Raw genomic sequence first — 22,605 nt, 5'->3', positions numbered from 1 at the left:
CGGCGGCGGTGAGTTCAACGCTCAGTGTTGAACTCACGTGCGCTGGACGTAGGACTCTCGCAGTCTGAGCGTTGGACTCTCGCGGGCTGGGGGTTGGACTCTCGCGGGGGTTGGGGAGCGTTAGGCGGTGGGGAGGGGTCTGGTCGGCAGGGCGGTGGTGAGGGTGGTGTGCCGGGTGGCGCCGTTGACGGTCAGGGTGAGGGTCGCGGTGGCCGGGCGCAGGGCGGTCAGGGTGCTGGTGGCGGGGTCCAGCCAGGCGGCGTGCCAGGGGCGCAGGCCGGTCGCCGGGCCCACGTGCAGGTTCGGCGAGCCGGACCAGTCGGCGCTGACCGGGTAGGCGACCGGGACCTGGCGGGCGCCCTGGGTGACGGTGGCCGTCACGGAGGTCGGAGCGCCGATCCGGACCACCGGGGGCGCGGTCACGGTCAGGGCGTCCACGTGCGGCCGGATCTCGGCGGCCAGCCAGTCGTCGCCGCGCTCCGGGGCCACGCCGAGCATCGTCCAGCCGGTGAAGCCACCGCGGCCGGTCTCGCCGGCGGGGGCCTTGCCCGAGTTGCCGTTCACCAGGTACGGCACGCCGTCGACCCGGGACGCGTGGAACAGGCCCACGTGCGCCCCGATGAACGCCGCGCCCTTGCCGGTCTCCCGCCGGAACGCCGCCAGCCAGTCCTCGACCAGGTCGGCCTCCTGCCGGTCGGCCAGCTGGCTGCCCTTCGTCGGCGTCGGGTCGCGCGGCGGGTGGTGCTCCATCACCACCACCGAGTGCACCGACCCGTGGTCGCGCAGCGCGTCGCGCAGCATCACGGCCTGGTCGAACCCGCCGCCGCGCACCGTCCCGCTGGACGAGTCCAGCAGCACGAACCGGGTGCCCCGGTGGTCGAACACGCGGTTGGTCGCCCCGAACTCGCGGCGGAAGTTCTCGATCGTGCCGGGCCCCATGACCTCGTGGTTGCCCGGCACGTAGTACCAGGGCAGTTCGTCGCCCAGCTCCTCGGTCAGCACCCGGCGCGCCAGCGCCAGGTCCGCGGCCGACGCCTCGTCCACGAAGTCGCCGTTCACCACCAGGAAGTCCGGCCGCTGCGCCTTGACCTCGCGCAACGTCCGCCGGGCCGCCCGCACCAGGGCGCTGTCCGGGTCGCGCGCCACGAACTGCGCGTCGGACATCACGGCGAACCGCCACGGCCGGTCGGCGACCGTGCCGTCGCGCACCACGAACCGGTCGGCGGGCTCCTCCACCACCGGCAGGTCGACCGCGGGCGGCACCTTGGCGACGATGTCGTCCACGATCACCTCACCGCTGTACTGCCGGTCCGCCTTGGTCTCGATCGTGTAGAACCTGTTCACCCGTAAGGGGAACGCGAGTCCGGACGGCACCGGCACCTCCAGGTAACGCCACCCCGTCCAGGTGATGTACGGCCCGTAGAGGGAACGGCTGAGCCCCGACGCGTCGGTGACGGTGAACGCGGTCCACTCGCCACGACCGTGCCCGTGCACCCACGCCCCCAGCGCGAGCGGCTGCCCCGCCACCTCGATGGGCCGAGGCGGGATCGCGTACGCCGTGCGGGTGCCGGTGGACCGCGAGAAGTCGTACGTCATCCGCAGCCCGGCGCCGGTGCGCCCCTCGGGCACCGGCGCCACCGCGCCCGACCCGCGCGCCGAGCCGAACGTCCAGGCCGCGCCGTCGTCGAACCCGGCGACCAGCCGCTCCTCCAGCCCCACGGTCACCGGCACGCGCACCACGTGCGGCCCGACCCGCGCCACGACCGTGGTCGCGCCGGGCCGCAGCGCCGTGACGCGCAGGTGGCCGTCCGCCCCGGCGACCACGTCCACCACCGAGCGGTCGTAGTCCAGCGCCAGGTCCGCGGGCTCGACCGGCGCGGTGAACCCGTCGCCGTCCCGGCCGACGACGCCGAGCCCGCCGCTGCCGCCCACCTCGGGCAGGCTCAACCGGCTCGTGGTCGCGGACAGCCCGGTCAGCGCGCCCAGCACGGTCAGCTCCACCTCGCCGGTGACGCCGCCGCGTCGCGCCACGGCCTTCGCCACGCCCGGCCGGTGGGCGTGGAACACGCCGTCGGCGTCGACCCGCCCCACGTCGGCGCGGTCCGCCAGCCACCGGTGCGCGTCGTCGCGCGCGGGGCCGTACGTCTCGTCGTGCCCATCGGCCACCAGCCTCCGGGTCAGGCCGGGGAACACCCGCTCGGGGTGGCCGCCCGGCACGGTGTCCGCCCCCGGCGCGGCCCGCGGGTCCATCGCCGTGCGGACCCAGAACCCGGTCAGCTCGCCGCTTCCGGTCGGCGCGTACAGCGCCAGCCCGTTCGGCACGGGCCGCTCGCCGCCGTCGGACGGCGTGTTCTCCACGACCACCGACTCGGCGCCGGGCGTGCGGGCCAGCAGCGTGGACGATCCGCCGCCGTCGAGGTTGAGCGCGTTGTGCGCGCCCATCTCCAGCAGGATCGCGGCGACGTCCTTGAGGGTCAGGCCGAGCAGGTACGCGCCCTGCCTGCCGTCGACGGTCAGCAGGAACATCTTCTTGCCGTCGGCGGAGAACCCGACCGCCGTGCGCGGGTGCAGCGGGTCGGCGGGCGCGACGACCTCGCCGTCCCGGACCAGCAGCTGGTTGCCGCCGATCGCGGCGCGCAGGGCGCTGCCGTCGTCGGCCTTCGTGGTGTGCTCCACCGCGACCCGCTCCCCCACGGCCAGCGCCGCCAGCGCGTCGGCCCCCGCTTCCCGGCCGACGAGCACCTGGCCGTCGGCCGGGATCGGGTCGTCACCGGCGCGGTCACGCCGTTCGGCGACCACGCCGCCGCGCACGACGACCTCGGTCACCCTGGTCGCGCCCTGCACCGCGCGCGCCCGGCTGTACGCGCCCCAGACCGGGTCGAACAGGCCGACGCCGCCGGGTTCGATCGCGGCGCTGTTGAGCCGGTCCAGCTCGACGGGGTCGCCGTGCTCGCGGGTGACCCGCCCGTCGAAGAACACCTCCATGACCCGGCCCACGCCCGCCGCGTCGAGGCCGACCGCGCGGTGGTACCCGGCGTCGGGCGACTTGACCGTGCGGCCGTCCTGGACGCCGACGCCGCGCGGCGCGTTGGAGTTGTTGATGTCGAAGAAGTCGCCGTTGACGGCGGCGACCGCGCGGGTCCGGTCGGCCTGGGCGGACAGCGGCTCGGCCTCGGTCACCCGGCCGGGGTGCAGGTAGTCGACCTCGGCGCCGGCGGTGAGGTCGACGGTCAGGGCGTCACCCCGGATCCAGCCGCCCGCGCCGCCCGGTTCGTACCAGTCGAAGGAGCTGAGCGAGACGCCCGGCGCGACCGGGCGGGTGGTGCGGGCGGTCTCGATGCGGCGGGCCGGGTCGACGGACGGGTCGACGGCCACACCGGGCAGGTCGGCGACGGACGTCGACAGGGCGGCGGGCACCGGGTAGGCGGGCACCGGGTAGGCGGGCACCGGGTAGGCGGCGGACGTCGGCTGAGCGGCGGCGGGTGTTGGCTGGGCGGCGTGGGTGGCGGGCGCGGTCAGGGCGGAGAGCAGGGTGAAGACCAGCGCGGCGGCCGGGGTGGTGGAGCGAGGGCGTCGGAACACGGGCACTCCCGCAGGCTCGGTGAGGAACTTACCCAGTGCAAGTCCACCGTGTTGACGATTCGCCGGACACGGCCGTTCGGCCGCAGTTGCCGACCCGGGCAGGTCAGCCGACCGGTCCGCTCCGGTACGTGCCCGGACTGGTCCCCGTCCACCGCTTGAACGCCCGGTGGAACGCGCTCGCCTCGGAGAACCCCAACCGCAGCGCCAACTCCTCCACCGACTCGCCGCCGCGCACCAGGCTCGCCACCGCCTGGTCCCGCAGCAGCTGCTCGCGCACCTCGCGGAACGACGTGCCCTCGGCGGCCAGCTTCCGGCGCAGCGTCGGCGCGCTCATCCCGAGCCGCGCGGCCACGCGTTCCAGCCCCACCACACCACCGCCCAGCATCCGCCGCACCGAACTGGAGGCGTCCGCGCCGTAATCACGGCGGGAAAGCAGTTCCGCCGGAGAATTTCTCAGGAACCGCCTTAATGCGGCTTCGTCCTGCACCACCGGCATTCGGAGGAATCGCGCGTCGAACGCCAACGTGGTGCTGACTGCGGAGAACCGCAGCGGCGCGCCGAAGATCAAGTGGTATTCCGCGCCGTGCGGCGGCTCGGGGTAGGCCAGGTCGACCCCGAGCAGCGGGATGCGCCGGCCGATCAGCCAGGACGAGAACCTGTGCCACAGCACCAGCAGCGACTCCACCAGGAACCGGTCCGGGTCGTCCACGCCCTCCGTCGAGAGGGTGAACGCCGCCACCCCGTCGTGCTCGCCCAGCGTCATCGCCGGCCGCACGTCGAACAGCTCGTAGAACGCCAACCCGCGCCGCAGGGCGTCCCCCAGCGACGCGCAGTGCACGGCGAGCAGGCACATGGTCGGGAACGTGCCGCGCTTGCTCGGCTTCGGTCCCAGGCCCATGAACTCGTCGTCCAGCACGTCCCACAGGGTCTGGACCAGCTTGCTGTACTGGGCGGGAGTTACCCTGGCGCGCTCGTCGGCCAGCAGCGCCTCACCGATGCCGGCCGGCGCGAGGAGGTCGGCGACGTCGTGACCGCGCCGCACGGCGCCGCGCAGCGCGGCGGTGACGTAGTGGATCGCGATGGTCCTGGTGAGCATCACTCACAGTGTGCAGCACGCCCGCACAGGCCGTGTGCGGCGGCGCGGAACGGGGAGAGAAAGCGCCGCGCCGCCGCCAACGGTGGCCCACCCCAGTGAGCCGGCTCCTCGTCGATGGGGCATCCGCCCGCCCACCAACGAGGGACGTTGTGGTGCTCACCACTCTATGTGGTCTAGACCAGATACGTCAATACGGCGAAAAGGCTATTAACAGTCCTGATCCGTCCCCATTGTTTCGGTGACGTGTCACCCCTGTTCCAGGGGTGCTACCGCGAAACCGGCGGAAAACCTCTTGCACCAGATCACCACGCTGCGGACGGTCGTGAGGTCGGTTCCGGCGGGCACGTCGTAGACCTGGTTGCCGCGATTCGCCTTCAGCTCACCCAGGTTCGTGAACCCGGAGCCGAACGCCGCCTCGGCCGAGTCCGACGACTTGTCCGAGAGGTAGACGTACAGGTCGGGGCCGTCGCTGGTGTCCAGCGCCTCGAACTGCACCGCGTGCCCGCCGCCGGGCAGCCGGACCAGCGTCGCGCTGCCGGTCGTCGCGTGCTCCAGCGACCGGAACGGCCCGCCGGCCAGCGCCACCGGACCCGCGGGCGGCGCCGGCGTGGTCGTGGTGGGCGTGGTGGTGGACGCCGCGGTGGTGGGCGCCACCGCTGAGGTCGCCACCAGCAGCGCTTCGTCGGCGGTCCGGTCCGTGACCAGCCGCCACGGCTGGAACAGGTACAGCCCCACCGCCAGCGCGACCACCAGCACCGCCGCCACGCCGACCACAACCACCCGCTTGGACATCGCACACCTTCCGGAAGTCACCTGTTCGTGGACAACTCTGGCGAATCGGACGCCGTTGCGGTGCGCGAAACGGCTTACGAAGTTCTGACGTCCGCGCCACCGGCGTTGTTAGGGTCGGCGGGTGGGTGAACGGACCGGGCTGGTGATCGTGTGCGCGCTGATGGTGGGCTGCGCCGCGTTCGGCCCGTTCCCGCACCCGGTGCCGCTGCTGTTCGCCGTCGCGGCGGTCGGCGCGGCCAACGCCGCGTTCCCGCTGATGCGCACGTTCGGGTCCGCGCTGCTCGGCGGGGTCGCGGCGACCAGCGTCGGGCTGGCCTCGGTGCCGTTCGTGACCTGCTCGTCGGAGAAGTTCACCGAGGTGTTCACCTGCACCGGTGACGCGCCGACCTGGCACCTGACCGGCGCGGTGCTGGTGGCCGGGTTGTCCGGGGCGGGCCTGGTGCTGGCCAGGGTGCTGGGCACGGCGGTGCTGGAACGCCGGTTGGCAGCGGTCGAGGGGCGCGCGGTCGACGGGCGCGCAATTGAGGGGCGAGCGGTCGAAGGGCGTGTCGCTGAGGGGCGAGCGGAAGGGCGGGCGGTGGAGCAGCGGGGGGAGCGCCGGTGAGCGCGAGCGTGACGTGGCGGCAGGTCGCGGCGTGGCGCACCCGCAAGCACAGCCTCGACGTCCGGCGGCCGGCCGCCGACGCGCTGGACGTCGTCTCCGAGCTGTGCGGGCCGCACGCGCAGCTGATGTCGTCGGCCGGGGCGACGCTGCGGGACGTGCGGCTGCTGCCCGCGTTCGAGCAGTACGTCGTCGCGGCGACCCGGCAAGCCACCCACTTCCTCGAAGGTGGGTCGCCTGATCAGGTGTACCGGCCGCAGGGTTGGCTGTCCCCGGTGCTCATGGTGGACGGGATGCCGACCGACGTCTGGTCGCAGGAGCGCGGGGGCGGCCGGATGGCCGACCGGGTGGACGTGCACTGGGCCGAATGAGGAACGGTCCGAGGGGCGGTACTGTTCAGCCGCTCAGCGTCGCGCCACGAGCGCGTTCTGTGAGGGAGGCTTGCTGTGCGGGTGCTGTGGGCCACTTGCGGCTTGGCCGTGGCGGCGTCGGCGCTGACGGGTGTCCTCATCGGGGTGTACCTCGACGGGGTGAACGACGGCCAGCAGGCCGACACCCCGGCCTCGACGTGGATCACCGAGCGGCCGTCGACCGGCAGCTCCACCACCACGCCGCCGAGCGCGCTCACCACGGACGCCCTCTCGGCGCCGCCGAGCGCGACCACCACGACCAGGACCACCACGACGACGCCACCACCGGCCGCGCCCCCGCCACCGGAGGAACCCCCGCCGCCGCCACCGGAGACGACGACCACCACGACCAAGGTGAAGAACACCGAGTGGCCGTGCAGCCCGCTCAACGTGCTGCCGCCGCCGCACTGCGACGACTGAGTCCGGCAGCCTCAACGCCGCCGAAACGCCGCGGCAACGTCGATCGCCCAGGCTGGGCGGATGGACACCACACCGAAGACCTGGCGGCTGCGCGTCGAGCTGGACGACAGCCCCGGAGCGCTGGCCAGGGTGACCACCCGGCTCGCGGACCGGGACTGCAACGTGCTGGCGCTGTCCGTGCTCCCGGTGCCCGGCGGCGTCATCGACGAGCTGGTGGTGCGCGCGGCACCGGACCTGATGCCCGCCGACCTGCTCGCCGCGGTGCGCGCCGAGGGCGGCCGGTGCGTCGGCATCACGGCCGCCGACCTGCGCGACCTGGTCGACGCCCCGACCGCGGCCCTGCGCGCCGCCGGGCACGCCCTGCGCGACCCGGCCGCCGTCTGCGAGGCCCTGCGCGCGGTGCTGGGCGCCGACTCGGTGGTGGTCGCGCCGGACGACCCCGGTGGCGCGCCGGAGCAGCCGAACACGGCCCGGCTCGTCGCCCGGGGCGGCACGGTCGTGCTGGCGCGGCGGGGCTGGGCGCCGTTCACCCAGGTCGAGCTGGCCCGCGGCCAGGCGCTGGTCGACCTGCTGTCCGCCGACGGCGTGGCCGCGCCCCGGCCGACCGCGCTGCTCACCGACGACGGCCAGGCGCTGGTGCTGCGGCCCGGCCGCGCCGGTGACGAGGACGCCGTCGCCGACCTGCACTCGCGCTGCTCGATGGGCACCCTGTTCCACCGCTACCACGCGGGCGTGCGGACCGTGCCCAGGCGGTGGCTGCACCGGCTGCTCAACCCGCCGCGCGGCACCACGCTGGTGGCCCAGTGCGCCGACCGGGTGGTCGCGCTCGGCCAGCTGATCCCGATGTCCACCCCGGCGAGCGCCGAGGTGTCGCTGCTGGTCGAGGACGGCTGGCAGGGCCGCGGTGTCGGGACCGCGCTGCTGGGCGCGCTGGCCCTCGCGGCGCGGGCGGGCGGGCGGCGGGAGCTGGTCGGCTGGTGCCTGCCCGCGGAGACCGGTCTGGTGCGCACCGCGGCCCGCGCCCACCTGCCGACCTCGGTGCGCCGGGAGGACGGGTTGCTGAGGGTGTCGATCGCCACCGGAACGGCCGCCGCGGGTCGTTCTGAGAGCGCTTCCCGGCAGGTCGCCTCCGGCTAAGCTGGGTTCGTAGGCGATCGTCGAGGAGTGGTGCTCGTGTCGGTTCAATCGCACTCAGGCGCGCGGCCCACGCTGGAGGACGTGGCGGCGAAGGCCGGCGTCTCCCGTGCGACGGCGTCACGAGTGCTCAACGCGTCGCCCAGGGTCAGCCCGGAGGCGCACGAGGCGGTCACGGCGGCGGTGATGGAGCTGGGGTACCAGCCCAACCAGGCCGCGCGGGCGCTCGTGACCAGGCGGTCCGGTGCGGTGGCGGTGGTGTTCTCCGAGCCCGAGCCGAAGATCTTCGACGACCCGCACTTCGCGTGGCTGATCCGGGCGGCGGCGCGGTCGCTGGCCGACGCGGACGTGCAGATGGTGCTGATGCTGGTGCACTCCACTCAGGACCAGTCACGGGCCGAGCGGTTCCTGGCGGGCGGGCACGTGGACGGCGCGCTGATGTTCGCGCCGCACAAGGGCGACCAGCTGCCGGCGGTGGCGCGCAAGCTGCCGCTGCCGGTGGTGTACGCCGGGCGGCCGTGGGGCTCGCTGCGCGGGCTGCACACCGTCGACCACGACAACGAGGGCGGTGGCCTGCTGGCCACCGAGCACCTGATCTCGTTGGGGCGCAAGAAGGTCGTGTCGGTGACCGGGCCGCTGGACGAGCACTCGGCGATGGACCGGCTGGCCGGGTGGCGCACGGCGGTCGGCGCGGACGACGAGACCACGGCGTTCATGACGGCCGACGGCGGCTTCTCCCGCGAGGGCGGCAAGCTCGCGATGGAGCAGCTGCTGGCCAGGGTGCCGGACCTGGACGCGGCGTTCGTGGCGTCCGACCACATGGCGGCGGGCGCGCTGGACGCGTTGCGCGAAGCGGGCAGGCGGGTGCCGCAGGACGTGGCGATCGTCGGCTTCGACGACCACCCGATGATCGCGCCGCACACCACGCCGTCGCTGACGAGCGTGCGGCAGGACACCAGCGCGCAGGTGCGGCACATGGTGACCCACCTGGTGCGGCTGCTGCGCGGCGAGACGATCCGGGCCCGGCGCGAGGTGCTGCCGACGACGCTGGTCCGGCGCGAGTCGGCGTAGCCGCGCGGTCGAGGCGGGTCCGGTCGGGGCACAGCGGGCGACCCGGCGCGGGAGGGGAGTCCCGCGCCGGGCCGCGCTCACGCCCCGTCGGTCACGCGGCGGCGAGCAGCCCGGTGTCCACGCGCTCGCCGGCGCGGGTGAGCCCGCCGCCGAGGCTCGCCCAGCCGCTCCAGCCGTTGTTCGGCGCGGTCTGCCAGATGTGCCACAGCGCGTCGTCACCGCCGCGCGCGAACACCTCCAGCCGACCGTCCGCGTTGTCGTCGACCGACGGGCTGCTGGTGATGTACCCGCCCAGGCTCTCCCACCCGCTCCACCCGTTGTTCGGAGCCGTCTGCCAGACGTGCCACAGCGCGTCGTCGTCACCGCGCACGAAGACCTCCAGCCGGCCGTCCGCGTTGCTGCCGACGGCGATCGAGCTGGTCAAGCCGCCGCCGAAGCTGCCCCAGCCGCTCCAACCGTTGTTCGGCGCGGTCTGCCAGATGTGCCACAGGGCGCCGTCGTTGCCGCGCACGAACACTTCCAGCCGGCCGTCCGCGTTGCGGCCCACGGCGGGCGCCGACGTCAGGCCACCGCCCAAGCTGTCCCAACCGCTCCAGCCGTTGTTCGGCGCGGTCTGCCAGATGTGCCACAGCGCGTCGTCGTTGCCGCGCACGAAGACCTCCAGCCGACCGTCCGCGTTGCGGCCCACGGCGGGCGCCGACGTCAGGCCACCGCCCAAGCTGTCCCAATCGCTCCAACCGTTGTTCGGCGCGGTCTGCCAGATGTGCCACAGCGCGTTGTCGCCGCCACGGGCGAACACCTCGATCCGGCCGTCCGCGTTGCGGCCGACGGCGGGCACGGACGTCAGGTAGCCGCCCATGCTGTCCCAACCGCTCCAACCGTTGTTGGGAGCCGTCTGCCAGATGTGCCACAGCGCGCCGTCGCCGCCCACGGCGAAGACCTCCAGCCGGCCGTCGGCGTTGTTCGTCACCACCGGTGAGCTGGTGATGTACCCGCCCAGGCTCTCCCACCCGCTCCAGCCGTTGTTGGGCGCGGTCTGCCAGATGTGCCACAGGGCGCCGTCGCCGCCGCGGGCGAAGACCTCCAGCCGGCCGTCGGCGTTGCGGCCCACCCCTTGTCTGAAGCCCAGCGGGCCGGGGTCGGCGGTCACCGAGGCTCGGGCGGGTTCCGCCCCGCTCCGCTCCGCGCTCGCACTGCCCACCCCGCCCATCACGAGCGTGGTGGCCATCAGCGCGATGGCGATCACCAGCCGTCCGACGAATCGGCCTGTCATCGTTGACTCCCTCCGGTGTGCTGCTGCTCACAGCACAGCGGCTGGTGCGGTGGAGCGCCGAGCGAACTCCGGATGTCCACTCGGTTCGAGGGGTTTGCACACCCGTGGTGGTGACCCGGCTCCACCGAGAGTGAGGCCGGAGGGGCGTCACCCGTCGGCGATTTCACCTCAAAGTGGTTATTCAGCACCACAACGGGCCACATGTCGTGACAAAGAACGAGGGGCCGTCCGGCGCGCACCGGACGGCCCCTCACCACCTCGACCGGGTCACCCCAGGCGGTACCCCGTCGCCGGGACGGCGTTGGCGTCGATCACCCCGGCCAGCGTCCGGCCGCTGCGCTTCACCGTGCGGACCTGCGTCTCGTAGTCCACGTGCACGATGCCGAACCGCTGGCTGTACCCGGCCGCCCACTCGAAGTTGTCCAGCAGCGACCACGCGAAGTACCCGCGCACGTCGACGCCCGCCGCGATGGCGGCGTGCAGCGCGCGCAGGTGGTCGACCAGGTACCTGGTGCGCTCCTCGTCCACCACCTCGCCGCCCTCGACCACGTCGGGGAACGCCGAGCCGTTCTCGGTGACGACGAGCGGCAGGTCGACGTCGCGCTGGAGGCGTTCCAGCAGCTCGGTGAGCCCCCGCGCGTCGACCTCCCAGCCGAACCCGGTCAGCTCGCCGCGCGGCGGCAGCAGGTCGACGCCGCGCAGGCCGGGGAACGGCCCACCGGTCACCGACAGCGGGTCGGCCGCCACCGCGACCCTGGTCGGCGCGTAGTAGTTCACGCCCATCCAGTCGAGCGGGGTGGCGATCACGTCCAGGTCGCCGTCCCGCACCACCGACGTCCAGTCGCCGAGCCAGGCGGTGTCCTCCACGACGTCCTGCGGGTAGCCGCGCCCGCCCAGCGGGTCGAGGAACAGCCGGTTCTGCAGGCCGTCCACCTTGCGGGCGGCGTCGAGCGAGGCGTCGTCGTCCACCCACACCGAGCAGAAGTTGAGCACGATGGAGAACCGGTGGTCGGCGGGCGCCTGCGAGGCCATCGCCCGGACCGCCAGGCCGTGGCCGAGCAGCAGGTGGTGCGCGGCCTCCAGCGAGCCCTTCGGGTCGACCACGCCGGGCGCGTGGACCCCGTTGGCGTAGCCCAGGAACGCCGAGCACCAGGGCTCGTTCAACGTCGTCCACAGCTGCACCCGGTCGCCCAGGTGCTCGTGCACCAGCGCGGCGTACTCGGCGAACCGGTAGGCCGTGTCCCGGTCGCGCCAGCCGCCCTCGTCCTCCAGCGCCTGCGGCAGGTCCCAGTGGTACAGCGTGACCACGGGCTGGATGCCGCGGCCCAGCAGCTCGTCCACCAGCCGGTCGTAGAACGCGAGGCCCCTCGGCTCGACCCGCCCCGAGCCCTCCGGCTGGATCCGCGGCCAGGCCAGCGAGAACCGGTACGCGGCCAGGCCCAGCTCCTCCATCAGCGCGACGTCGGCCGGGTAGCGGTGGTAGTGGTCGCACGCCGGGTCCCCGGTGTCGCCGCCGAGCACCGCGCCCGGCTTCGCCGCGAAAGTGTCCCAAATGGACGGACCACGTCCGTCCGCCGCGGTCGCACCCTCGATCTGGAAGGACGCCGTCGCCGCTCCCCACAGGAAATCCGGCGGGAAGCGCAGCAGGTCCCGCCCGACCTCGGTGTCCGGGTCGGTTGTCGTCATCTACGAACTCACCCCTTCACAGCGCCCTGCATGATCCCGCCGACGATCTGCCGCGCCAGCAGGAGGAAGATCCCCACCACCGGCAGCACCGCGAGCGACGCGCCGGAGAGCATGAGCGAGTAGTCCGTGTAGTAGCCGCTGGCCAACGTCGACAACGCCACCTGCACCGTGGGGCTGTCGTTGGGGTCCAGCACGATCAGCGGCCAGAAGAAGTCGTTCCACGCGGTCATGAACGTGAACATGCCCATCACCGCCGCCTGCGGGCGCACCGCCGGGAACGCCACGTGCCAGAACGTGCGCAGCACCGAGCACCCGTCCATCCTGGCGGCCTCGATCAGCTCGTGGGGCACGGACTCCTCGCACGCCTGCCGCATCCAGAACACCGAGAACGCGCCGATCAGCGCGGGCACGATCACCGCCTGGAGCGTGCCGTACCAGTCGAGGTCCGACATCAGCATGTACAGCGGGATGACGCCGAGCTGCGTCGGCACCATCGACGTCCCGACCACGACCAGGAACAGCGCGTTGCCACCCCGGAACCGCAGCCGGGCGAACGCGAACCCGGCCAGCGTGCCGAGCACGACGTTGCTGATCGCCACCGTGCCCGCCACCACCAGCGAGTTCTGCATGGCGAGCCAGAAGTCGACGGTGTCGAACACCCTGGTCAGGTTCTCGAACAGGTTCCCGCCGGGCACCAGCGACGGCACCGCGTCGCCGAGCGCGGAGTTGTCCTTGCTGGCGATGAGGAACGAGTAGTACAGCGGGAACACCGACGCGAGCAGGACGACCACCAGCAGCGCGTAGGTGAGCGGCCCGGTCTTGGACCTCGTCGCGAACACCCGCATCACCCCTTCGACGCGATGCGCCGCGCCACCGTGAAGTTCACGACCGCGACCACCAGGACCACCATGAAGAGCACCCACGCGACGGCCGACGAGTAACCCGCGTCGAACAGCCGGAAGCCCTTCTCGTACAGGTACATCACCAGCGTCTGGAACTGGCGGTCGTCGCCGCCGGTGCCGGTCGCCGTGCCGCCCGGGTCGAACAGCTGCGGCTCGACGAACAGCTGCATGCCGCCGATGGTCGAGACGATGACGGTGAACAGGATCGTCGGCCGGATGCTCGGCACGGTGATCGACCAGAACACCCGCCGGCGCGACGCGCCGTCGAGCATCGCCGACTCGTACAGGTCCTTGGGCACCGACTGCATCGCGGCCAGGTAGATCAGCGCGTTGTAGCCGGTCCACCGCCAGACCACCATCGAGCTGATCGCCAGGTGCGAGGCCCACGTCTGCGCCCGCCAGTCGACCGGGTCGATCCCGACCACGCCGAGCAGGGCGTTGACGATGCCGAAGTCGCGGCCGAACAGCTGCGCGAACACCAGCGCGACCGCGGCCACCGAGATCACGTTCGGCAGCAGCACGCCCGCCCGCCAGAACGCCCGGCCGCGCAGGCCGCGGTCCAGCAGGGCGGCCAGGCCGAGCGCGGCGAACAGCTGCGGCACGGTGGACAGCAGGAACAGGCTGATCGTGTTGCCCAGCGCGTTCCAGAAGTTCGGGTCGGCCAGCAGGGCGGTGTAGTTGGCCAGGCCGACGAAGCCCTGGTCGCCGTCGATGAGCTGCCAGTCGTGCAGCGACACCCACGCGGTGTGCAGCAGCGGGTAGAGGCCGAAGACGCCGAACACCACGAAGAACGGCGCGATGATGACGTAGGGCGTGTACTTCGTGTCGAGCCGGCCGAGCTTGTCCCGCCACGACAGGCGCTGCGCCGACGGCGGGACGGGCGTCGTGCCCCGTCCCGCCGCGCGTTCGGGTGCGACCGTCACTTGGCCGCGTCCCGCGCTTCCCCGACGGCCTGGTCGAAGGCGTCCGAGGTCGACTGCTTGCCGGTCTCCACGCGGGACAGCGCGTTGTTGAAGACCGGGGTGACCTTCGCGTCCTTGGCGCCGCGGTAGGTCGGCTCCAGGCTCTCGGCGGAGTTTCCGAAGATCTGGCCGACGGGCGCGGCGTTGAAGTACTCGTTGACCGTCGAGGTGACCTCGGGGTCCTGGTACGCGGCGGGCTCGCTGGGCAGGTTGCCGGTCTCCTTGAAGATCCGCTTCTGCTGCTCGGGCGCGGTCAGCCACTTGGCCAGCTCGTAAGCCTCCTTGGGGTGCTCGCCCTGCTTCGGCACGGCCAGGAACGAACCGCCCCAGTTGCCGCCGCCACCGGGCGCCGCGGCGACGTCCCACTTGCCCGCGGCCTCGTCGCCCGCGCCCGCCTTGATCAGCGCCAGCGCCCACGCGGGGCAGGTGGTGGTGGCGAAGGACGCCTGCTTGAGAGCCACGTTCCAGTCCTGGCTGAACGGGGCCAGCGCGCCGGTCTGCTTCTTCTCGCCCAGGCTCGCGGCGAGCGTGAACGCCTGCTCCACCTTGGGGTTCGAGTCGCCGATGAACGAGTCGTCGGCCTTGGCGAAGTAGCCCTCCTCGGTCTGGTCGAGGATCGCCTTGTAGACGTTCTGGGCGGTGTCGACGAACTTCTTGTCGGGGGTCTTCGCGCTGAAGGTGTCGGCGACCTCCAGGTACTCCTCCCACGTCGGCCACAGCTTGCCGACGGCTTCGCGGTCGGTCGGCAGGCCGGCGGCCTCGAACAGGTCGCGGCGGTAGCAGAGGGCGAGGCTGCCCATGTCGGTGCCGAGGCCGAGCACGAAGTTGCCGTCGTCAGTGGTGCCCTGGTTCCACTTCCAGGCGGCCCACTGGCCCTCCAGCTCCTTGGCGCCGTAGTCCGCGAGGTTGACGAACTTGTCCTTGGACTGGCGGAACTGGGTGATGTTGCCTTCCTCGATGGCCACGATGTCGGCCGCGCCCCGACCGCCGGCGAGCTGCGTGGCGAGCTGCGTGTGGTGCTGCTCCATCTTGACCGTGCGCTGCTCGACCTCGATGTTCGGGTGCGCGGCCTGGTACTCCTCGATCAGGTTGGTGTAGCCGAAGTCGGAGAAGATCCCGATCGACAGCTTGACCTTGCCGTCACCCGCGTCGCCGCCACCGCCACCGCAGCCGGCCACCAGCGCGGCGGCCAGGGCCGCCGCCGTGGTCGACGCCGTCCGAGTCCTGCTCATCCGTCCTCCTCGACGCACTCGCCGGGCTCGACCCGACGTCGTGAGAGCGCTCTCATGAGAGCGCTCTCACGATCCGAGTCCCGGTCCCCGCCGTCAACCCGGGAAGGACCGGTCGACACCGTTCCGCAACAAACTGAAGCGCTTCCGTGCGACCGGAGTGACGGCCGGTGACGGTGCGTGAACCCGCTGGCGGGAGAGGTGGAGGCCGGGTGGCTCGGCCCTCGCCCGAGCCACCCCGCACCCTGTTAGAGGCGGTTCAGGCCGGGATGTGACGCGCGCGGAAGAAATCCCGCGGCCGAGAACCCGGTGGCCCGTTCCTCCCCCGAAGAAGAACGGGCCACCGGGTCCCTCACGCCTCGGCCATCCCCGCGACGACCGAGGTCCGGGCGGCGCGCCTGGCGGGCAGGGCGGCGGCGGCCACGGCTGCCACCACCGCGCCGGCGAGCATCACGCCGATCTGCCCGAACGGCACGACGAGGTCGACCGCCATGGTGTCGGTGGAGACCGCCTCGACGATCACCCAGCCGAACCCGATGCCGAGCAGCAGCCCGATCGCCGCGCCCATCAGCGCCATCAGCACCGACTCGACCACCAGCATCAGCCGCAGCTGACCCCGGGTCAGGCCGAGCGCCCGCAGCAGCGCCGACTCGCGCGTCCGCTCCAGCACCGACAGCGTCAACGTGTTCGCGATGCCGAACAGCGCGATCACCACGGCCAGCCCGATCAGCGCCCAGATGAACCCGAGCACCTGGTTGAGCTGCTGGTTCAGCTGCTCCTTGGTCTCCGCCGCGCTGTCCAGCACGGCCAGCGGCGAGGGGTCGGTGACCGCCTCGACCGCCGCGCGGCCGTTCGCCACGCCGTCCTTGAGCTTCACCAGGATGCTCTCGTAGCCCTCGGCCGCCTGCTCGAACCGCTGCGACGTCTCCATCGTCATGATGCCGTCGGACAACCGCTGGCCCTCGACCACCGCGACGACCCTCAGGTCCTGCGGCGCCTCGCGCCCGGTCTTCACGGTCACCGTCGAGCCGACCGACACGCCGCGGCGCTTGGCGTAGTCCGCGTTCACCGCCACCGCGCCGTCACCCAGGTCGGCGAGCGACCCGCTGGTGACCGTCGGCCGGAACAGGTCGCCGATCGCGTCGCGCGGGACGCCGGTGAAGTACTCGCGCTCCCCGTAGACGACGGTGGTCGGCGCGACCCTCGCCACCTCCGGCACGGCGGCCAGCCGGTCGGCCAGCTCCTCGGGCAGCGGCCGGTCGTAGACCGCGGACGACACCGTGTAGTCGGCGGGCATCCGCTGGTCGATCTCGGCGTTGGCGGTCTCCTTGGCGCTGTTGGCGACCACGGTCACCAGCGCCACGATGGTCACGCCGATCATCAGCGCGGCGGTGGTCGCGGCGGTGCGCTTGGGGTTGCGGCCGGCGTTGGCCGACGCCAGCTTGGCCGGCACCCCGAGCAGCGCCCGCGGCAGCGCGCCGAGCACCCGGTTCACCGGGCCGACCAGCAGCGGTCCGAGCACGAGCACCGCGGCCAGCAGCGCCATCGTGCCGCCGCCGCTGACGACCATCGCGGCTTCCTCGCTGTCCATGCTCATCCCGAGGACGATCGCGCCGGCGCCCACCACCGTGAACAGCACGGCGGTCAGCACGCGCAGCACGCCGGTCCGCGCGACCTCCTCGCCGCTGTCGGGCTGGCTGCGCAGCGCCGCCACCGGCGCCACCCTGGTCGCCCGGCGGGCGGGCAGCACCGCGGCGAGCACGGTCACCAGCGTGCCGACCGCGAACGCGGCGAGCACCGTGGTCACCGTGATCGGCAACCGCACCTCGCCCCCGCCGCCGTCGAACGAGAAGATCACCCGCTGCAGCAGGGCCGACACGCCGATGCCGCCGAACAGGCCGAGCACCGACGCGGTCAGGCCCATCGCCACGGCCTCGACCAGCACGCCGCGGAACACCTGGCCCCGGCTCGCGCCGACGCACCGCATCAGCGCCAGCTCGCGGGTGCGCTGGGCGATCAGGATGGTGAACGTGTTGTAGATGACCATGGCCGCGACCACGAGCGCGATGAGCGCGAACGCCAGCAGCAGCGTGGTGAACTCGCCCGCCTGGGCCTCCACCTGGTCCATGGCCTCCTGGGTCAGCTCGGCGCCGCTCTGGACCAGGAAGCCCTGCTCGCCGATGGCCTTGCGGACGTTGTCCGCCACCTGCTGCTGCGTGAAGCCGGCCGCGGCGGTGGCGACGACCTGGTACGGCAGGCGTTCCGGCTCCAGCGCCTGGAACGCGGCCGGCGTCAGCCCGACGTGGTCGGAGCCGGACAGCGAGAGCTGGTTCGTGCCCTGCCGGTAGGTGCCGACGAGCGTGTAGCTGTGCCGCTGCTCCTCCTCGCCCAGCAGCACGACCGGTTGCCCGATCGCCAGCTTGGCGGTGGCGGCGGTGCGCTCGTCGACGGCGATCTCGTCGTCCGCGGTCGGGTAGCGGCCCTCCGCCAGGTCGAACTCGCGCAGCTCCTCGTTGCTCGCCAGCGGCACGGCGAACGCCGGCTTGGCCTTGCCGTTGGCCGCGACCAGCGGGACCTGCTGGAAGTCGCGCGGGTCGACGCCCCGCACGCCCGGCGCCTGCCGGATCTTCGCCACCGTCTCCGGCGTGATGCCCCGGACCTCGGCGGACGACTCGCCGGACGTCGAGACGGCGACGTCGACGTTGCGGGCGCTCTTGGCGAACTCGTCGCGCAGGCTCGCCGACATGGCGTCGCCGAGGACGAGCGTGCCGGTCACGAAGGCGACGCCGAGGGCGATGGCCACCGATGACAGCACCAGCCGCGCGGTGCGGGCCTTCAGGCCCGCGATGATCGTGCGCAGCACGCGGTCACGCCCCCAGGTGCTTGAGCGCGGACAGCACGGAGTCGGCCGTCGGGTTCTCGATCTCGCCGGCCAGCCTGCCGTCGGCGAGCAGCACGACGCGGTCGGCGTAGGACGCGGCGACCGGGTCGTGCGTCACCATGATCACGGTCTGGCCGAGCTTGCGCACCGACATGCGCAGGAAGTCCAGCACCTCCGCGCCGGAGCGCGAGTCCAGGTTGCCGGTCGGCTCGTCGGCGAACACCACGTCGGGCTTGGCGACCAGGGCGCGGGCGCAGGCCACGCGCTGCTGCTGGCCGCCGGACAGCTCGGTCGGCTTGTGCTTGAGGCGGTCGCGCAGGCCCAGGACGTCCACGATGGTGTCGAACCACTCGCGGTCGGGCTTGCGGCCGGCCAGTTCGAGACCGAGCAGGATGTTGGCCTCGGCGGTGAGCGTCGGCAGCAGGTTGAACGCCTGGAAGACGAACCCGACCCGGTCGCGGCGCAGCCGGGTCAGCTCCTTGTCGCCCAGCGAGGTGATCTCGGTGCCGCCGATGCCGACGCTGCCGCCGTCGACGTTGTCCAGCCCGGCCAGGCAGTGCATCAGGGTGGACTTGCCGGACCCGGAGGGGCCCATGATGGCGGTGAACTTCCCGGCCGCGAACGCGACGCTCACGCCGTCCAGCGCCCGGACGGCGGTGTCGCCCTTGCCGTACACCTTGACCAGGTTGGCGGCGGCCACAGCGGTGCGGGTTCCGACGTCGGACACCAGTGCGGACATGCTCCCTCAATTCCTCGGGTCTGCTGACGTCGAGAAAGCTATGAGGCGAGCGGGTCGCCGGTCGTCACCTCGACGGCGGAACCGCGGGTCAACCGGCGGGATGACGCCCCCTAGTCCCGAGGTCTGACGGGGCGGGGGCGGCAGGCTTCGGGCAGTGGTTGAGGCGGGTTGGGTCGGCCCCGATCACAGGGTTTCCGATGCTGCGATTTGTTCGGTCGCCAGCCCCTATCGGAGATCTCACCACGTTCCGACCACCGACACGCGCAGGCCGCCTCACCTTCAGAATGCGAGTGGCGAGAAACCTGTTATCGCTTTCAGGAGGATGTCCGCCCGGCAGGCCACAGCCGCGGCGTTTCCAATGCCCGGAGTTCGTCGAACGCGACCAGTTGGCGTTGCCGGCGCGCATCCCGCTCTTGGAGCACGTCGACCGTTCGCAGGCGGGTGTGCGTACCGACCTTGTGCGACGGGATCTCGCCGGCGTTGATCTTTCGCATCAAGGTGGGACGCGATATGCCCAGCAGCTTCGCGGCTGCCGTGGTCGTCAACGCCTCCGGCATCGCGTTGACCGTGACCGCGTGCCCTCGTGCCACAGCGCGGACAACCTGAGCGATGAGCGCCGACAGCTCGGCAGGCACCGTGACCCCGGTGCCCCGCTCGCCGGTCACGGCGGTGAACCGCGCACCGCCGGAGGACAGCTGACTGACCAGGGCTTGCGCCTGCTGCTGGTCGCGCTCATCCGCCAACAGGACGTCACGATCAGCTGTGGTCACCACTGTCGACACTCTCATCACTCCCAACCTCAAATAGCTCGTGCTGCCCGATGAACAGGACCGCCCGGCTAGCTGGGCGGGGTGGGTAGGTCGAGCAGGCCGCGGTCGAAGGCGGTGGCCACGGCCTCGGCCCTGCGGCTCGCGCCGAGCTTGGCCATGATCCGGCTCAGGTGCACGCTGACCGTCTTCTCCGAGATGTACAGCTCCGCGCCGACCTGCCGGTTGGTGCGCCCCAGCGCGACCAGCTCCAGCACCGACCGCTCGCGCGGCGTGAACGGGTCGACGCGGTCCCGCGGGCCGGTGTCGCGCAACGCCACCCTGGCCCGCCTGGCGACCAGGTCGACCGCCTCGCGCAGCGGGGCCGCGCCCAGCTCGTCGGCCACCGCGCAGGCCAGCCGCAGCTCGGTCGCCGCCTCGTCGCGCCGGTCCGCGGCCAGCAGCGCCTCGGCCAGCCGCCACCGGCACACGGCCTGCTCGAACACCGACCCGAAGCCGAAGCCGTCGACCGCGCGCCGCCACAGCTCCGGGTCGCCCGCCCCGGCCAGCCGCGACTCCTCGGCCGCCGCCCGCGCCAGCCACGCCCGACCCTCCGGGCCGAGGTCGCCGGCGCGCGGGTTGCCCAGCTCGGCCGTCTTGCGGGCGTCGGCGGCCAGCTCCCGGCCGGCCCGCACGGCCCGCTCCTCGGCCGCCGCCTCCTTGCGCCGCCGCGCCCTGGCGGCGATCTCCACCTGCCCCGCGACGCCCAGGGCGGCCAGCCGGATGCCGGCCAGCATCCACTCGCCCTCCTTGCGGGACCAGCTGATCGCGTCCAGGACCCGCTCGACGGCCAGCTCCGGCTGACCGCGCCACAGCGCCAGCTCGGCGCCGGTGCCGCCGGTGATCAACGCGATCTGCAGGTCGCGGTGCCAGTCCGCGCGCAGCTCCCGGATCATCCGCTCGGCCTGGTCGAACTCGCCCCGGCTGACCGCCACGTGCGTGCCCGCCGCCGCCAACCGCGCCGACACCGTGCTCGACACCCGCAGGCCGGGCGGTTCGGCGGCGGTCGCAGCGCCGTCCCACTCGCCGCGGTAGTACCTGGTCAGCACCTGGAGGATGCGCAGTTCGAGGCCGAAGGAGCTCCAGGTCAGACCGGTCGCCTTGGCCCGCGCCACGCCCTCGTCGAACACCGGCCCGGCCTCGGCCAGCTCGCCCAGGTCGTAGTGGTGCAGGCCGAGGAAGTAGCGGGCCCGCAGCTCGGTGCTGACCGCGTCGGCCTCCATCGCGCACGCCACCGCCGCGGTCAGGTGCTCGCGCGCCCGGGACACCTCCCCCTCCGGCTCCTCCAGCAGCCCGAGCGTGGTCAACGCGTCCGCGACCGCCGAGTCCGCGCCCGCCGCCCGGCCGTCCGCCACCGCCAGCTCGGCCCGCTCGCGCGCCTCGGGGTACTTGCGGTCGTGCCGCAGCGCCGCCGCCCACACCGCCAGCACCCACGCGCGGGCCGGGCTCGCGGGCCGGTCCCGGACCAGCCGCCACGCCTCCTCCACCGCGCGGTACTTCTCGTCGTCGGTGCCGTCCAGCGCCTGCAACGCCTGCGCGAGGCGCCGCCACATCGCCGCGGCGGTCTCGGGGTCGGCCCCGGCGACCGCGGTGGCGCCGGTGCGGGCGAACGCGATGGCCCGCTCCGGCTGCCCCGCCGTGCCCGCCGCCCACGACGCGCCGCGCAGCAGCTCCAACTCGGTCAGGCCGGGCGGCCGCTGCGCTTCGGGCACGGCGTGCCACAGCTTGAGCGCCTGCTCCAGGTGCCGCAGCGACTCGGCGGGCGCGCCGGCGGCCTGCGCCTCGTTGCCCGCGTCGACCGACGCCCGCAGCGCGCGGACCAGGTCGTGCGACTCCAGGCTGTGGTGGGCCAGCGCGGCGGCGGCGCCCCGGCCGCCGGACGAGGCGAGCCGGTCGGCGTACGCGGCGTGCAGCCGCACGCGCTCGCCGGGCAGCAGGTCGTTGTAGACGGTCTCGCGCAGCAGCGCGTGCCGGAACGTGTAGACCTCGTCGCGGTCCACCAGCAGCACGTGGTGCTGCACGGCCTCGCGCAGCGCGCCGTCCAGCACGACGTCGTCCACGCCCGCCGCGTCGCGCAGCAGGTCGTGGCGCACCGACCGGCCGCCGACCGACGCCACCCGCACCACGCGCTGCCCGTCGGCGGAGAGGCGTTCGATGCGGGCCAGCAGCACCTCGGACAGCGTCCACGGCACCTCGCGGTCGCCGCAGGCGGCGACCGCGATCAGCTCCTCGGCGAAGAACGGGTTGCCGTCCGAGCGCTCGGCGACCTCCAGCAGCACGTCGTCGGCCAGGTCGTCGGCCAGCGCGGCGACGAACGAGCGCGCGTCGATCGCGCTCAGCGGGGTCAGGTCGAGCCGCCGCACGGCGGGCAGCCGGACCAGCTCGCCGAGCAGCGGGCGCAGCGGGTGGCTGCGGTGCAGGTCGTCGGAGCGGTAGGTGCCGATCACCAGCAGCCGCTGCGACCGCAGCCGGGACAGCAGGAACGACAGCAGGTAGCGGGTGGAGGCGTCGGCCCAGTGCAGGTCCTCCAGCACCAGCAGCACCGGCCGGTCGGCGGCCAGGTCGCCGAGCAGCCCGTGCACCGCGTCGAACAGCCGCAGCTGGCCCACGTCCTGCTCGGGGCGGCGGCCGACCAGGTGCGGCGGCAGGCCGGACACCGACGAGCCGCCGTCGTGGCTCGCGGGCAGCGCCAGCTCCGGCAGCAGGAGGCCGAGGGCGGGCCGGGCGGCGACGTCGAGCAGGCCGGCCCGCCGCACCTGGTCCAGCGCCTCGGTGAAGGGCAGGTACGGCAGGCCGGTCTCGCCGACTTCCAGGCAGCGGCCGGTGAGCACGAGCGCGTCGCCCGCCGACGCGGCCAGCTCGTCCACCAGGCGGGTCTTGCCCACGCCCGCGTCACCCGCGAGCAGGACGGCGCCCGCCTGGCCGTGAGCGGCTTCGTCGAGGGCGGCGCGCAGCCTGGTCATCTCCCGGCCACGCGCCACCAAGGGGATTCCGGAACCGAGGCGTGCCACACCGGGCATG

Annotated in this window: 17 protein-coding genes; 5 read left to right on the top strand and 12 right to left on the bottom strand. The window is 73.2% G+C overall.

What is annotated here, in order from left to right:
• Positions 1-120 precede the first annotated feature (120 nt).
• The 3 genes from AB0F89_RS16125 to AB0F89_RS16115 all read right to left on the bottom strand — a co-directional run bounded on the left by AB0F89_RS16125 (position 121) and on the right by AB0F89_RS16115 (position 5,470).
• Positions 121-3,582: a phosphodiester glycosidase family protein gene (locus tag AB0F89_RS16125; protein ID WP_367136969.1), complete on the bottom strand. Its 3,462-nt coding sequence runs from the start codon at positions 3,580-3,582 to the stop codon at positions 121-123.
• 103 nt (positions 3,583-3,685) lie between these two features.
• Positions 3,686-4,678 (bottom strand): AraC family transcriptional regulator, encoded by a 993-nt coding sequence (locus tag AB0F89_RS16120; protein WP_367136967.1) that lies wholly within the window; start codon positions 4,676-4,678, stop codon positions 3,686-3,688.
• 246 nt (positions 4,679-4,924) lie between these two features.
• Positions 4,925-5,470 (bottom strand): DM13 domain-containing protein, encoded by a 546-nt coding sequence (locus tag AB0F89_RS16115; RefSeq protein WP_367136965.1) that lies wholly within the window; start codon positions 5,468-5,470, stop codon positions 4,925-4,927.
• Between the two features lie 121 nt (positions 5,471-5,591).
• On the opposite strand from AB0F89_RS16115, the gene AB0F89_RS16110 reads away from it, so the two are divergent.
• From AB0F89_RS16110 to AB0F89_RS16090, 5 genes are all read left to right on the top strand, one after another.
• Positions 5,592-6,074, top strand: coding sequence for a hypothetical protein (locus AB0F89_RS16110; RefSeq protein ID WP_367136964.1), 483 nt, complete (start codon positions 5,592-5,594; stop codon positions 6,072-6,074).
• Positions 6,071-6,442, top strand: coding sequence for a hypothetical protein (locus tag AB0F89_RS16105; protein WP_367136962.1), 372 nt, complete (start codon positions 6,071-6,073; stop codon positions 6,440-6,442). The genes AB0F89_RS16110 and AB0F89_RS16105 overlap by 4 nt, the downstream gene beginning before the upstream one ends.
• Positions 6,443-6,517: 75 nt before the next feature.
• Entirely contained in the window at positions 6,518-6,901 is a 384-nt protein-coding gene (locus AB0F89_RS16100; RefSeq protein WP_367136961.1) for a hypothetical protein, read from the top strand.
• A 60-nt stretch (positions 6,902-6,961) separates the two neighbouring features.
• A complete protein-coding gene (locus AB0F89_RS16095) occupies positions 6,962-8,038 on the top strand; it encodes a GNAT family N-acetyltransferase (RefSeq protein WP_367136959.1) in 1,077 nt (358 codons plus the stop codon).
• Positions 8,039-8,074: 36 nt separating this feature from the next.
• Complete coding sequence (locus AB0F89_RS16090) at positions 8,075-9,106, top strand: LacI family DNA-binding transcriptional regulator (protein WP_367136957.1); 1,032 nt, start codon at positions 8,075-8,077, stop codon at positions 9,104-9,106.
• Between the two features lie 91 nt (positions 9,107-9,197).
• On the opposite strand, the gene AB0F89_RS16085 is transcribed toward AB0F89_RS16090, so the two are convergent.
• The 9 genes from AB0F89_RS16085 to AB0F89_RS16045 all read right to left on the bottom strand — a co-directional run bounded on the left by AB0F89_RS16085 (position 9,198) and on the right by AB0F89_RS16045 (position 22,604).
• Positions 9,198-10,379 (bottom strand): carbohydrate-binding protein, encoded by a 1,182-nt coding sequence (locus tag AB0F89_RS16085; protein ID WP_367136955.1) that lies wholly within the window; start codon positions 10,377-10,379, stop codon positions 9,198-9,200.
• Positions 10,380-10,646: 267 nt separating this feature from the next.
• Positions 10,647-12,065 (bottom strand): GH1 family beta-glucosidase, encoded by a 1,419-nt coding sequence (locus AB0F89_RS16080; RefSeq protein WP_367136953.1) that lies wholly within the window; start codon positions 12,063-12,065, stop codon positions 10,647-10,649.
• A gap of 8 nt (positions 12,066-12,073) precedes the next feature.
• On the bottom strand, positions 12,074-12,904 hold the full coding sequence (locus AB0F89_RS16075; protein ID WP_367136952.1) for a carbohydrate ABC transporter permease: 831 nt from the start codon (positions 12,902-12,904) through the stop codon (positions 12,074-12,076).
• Positions 12,905-12,909: 5 nt separating this feature from the next.
• Positions 12,910-13,824 carry a carbohydrate ABC transporter permease gene (locus tag AB0F89_RS16070; protein WP_367138880.1) on the bottom strand — a complete coding sequence of 305 codons (915 nt, stop codon included), beginning with the start codon at positions 13,822-13,824 and terminating at the stop codon, positions 12,910-12,912.
• 62 nt (positions 13,825-13,886) lie between these two features.
• Complete coding sequence (locus AB0F89_RS16065; protein ID WP_367136950.1) at positions 13,887-15,161, bottom strand: extracellular solute-binding protein; 1,275 nt, start codon at positions 15,159-15,161, stop codon at positions 13,887-13,889.
• Positions 15,162-15,510: 349 nt separating this feature from the next.
• Positions 15,511-18,021: an ABC transporter permease gene (locus tag AB0F89_RS16060; protein ID WP_367136948.1), complete on the bottom strand. Its 2,511-nt coding sequence runs from the start codon at positions 18,019-18,021 to the stop codon at positions 15,511-15,513.
• A 4-nt stretch (positions 18,022-18,025) separates the two neighbouring features.
• Complete coding sequence (locus AB0F89_RS16055) at positions 18,026-18,778, bottom strand: ABC transporter ATP-binding protein (protein WP_367136946.1); 753 nt, start codon at positions 18,776-18,778, stop codon at positions 18,026-18,028.
• A 314-nt stretch (positions 18,779-19,092) separates the two neighbouring features.
• Positions 19,093-19,560: a helix-turn-helix domain-containing protein gene (locus AB0F89_RS16050; RefSeq protein ID WP_367136944.1), complete on the bottom strand. Its 468-nt coding sequence runs from the start codon at positions 19,558-19,560 to the stop codon at positions 19,093-19,095.
• A 56-nt stretch (positions 19,561-19,616) separates the two neighbouring features.
• A complete protein-coding gene (locus AB0F89_RS16045; protein ID WP_367136942.1) occupies positions 19,617-22,604 on the bottom strand; it encodes an AAA family ATPase in 2,988 nt (995 codons plus the stop codon).
• Between the last annotated feature and the right edge of the window lies 1 nt (position 22,605).

The organism is Saccharothrix sp. HUAS TT1 (genome assembly GCF_040744945.1).
In the GTDB taxonomy this organism is placed as follows: domain Bacteria; phylum Actinomycetota; class Actinomycetes; order Mycobacteriales; family Pseudonocardiaceae; genus Actinosynnema.
The sequence above is the reverse complement of the archived record's forward strand: the minus strand, read 5'-3'. Positions and strand labels throughout refer to the sequence as shown.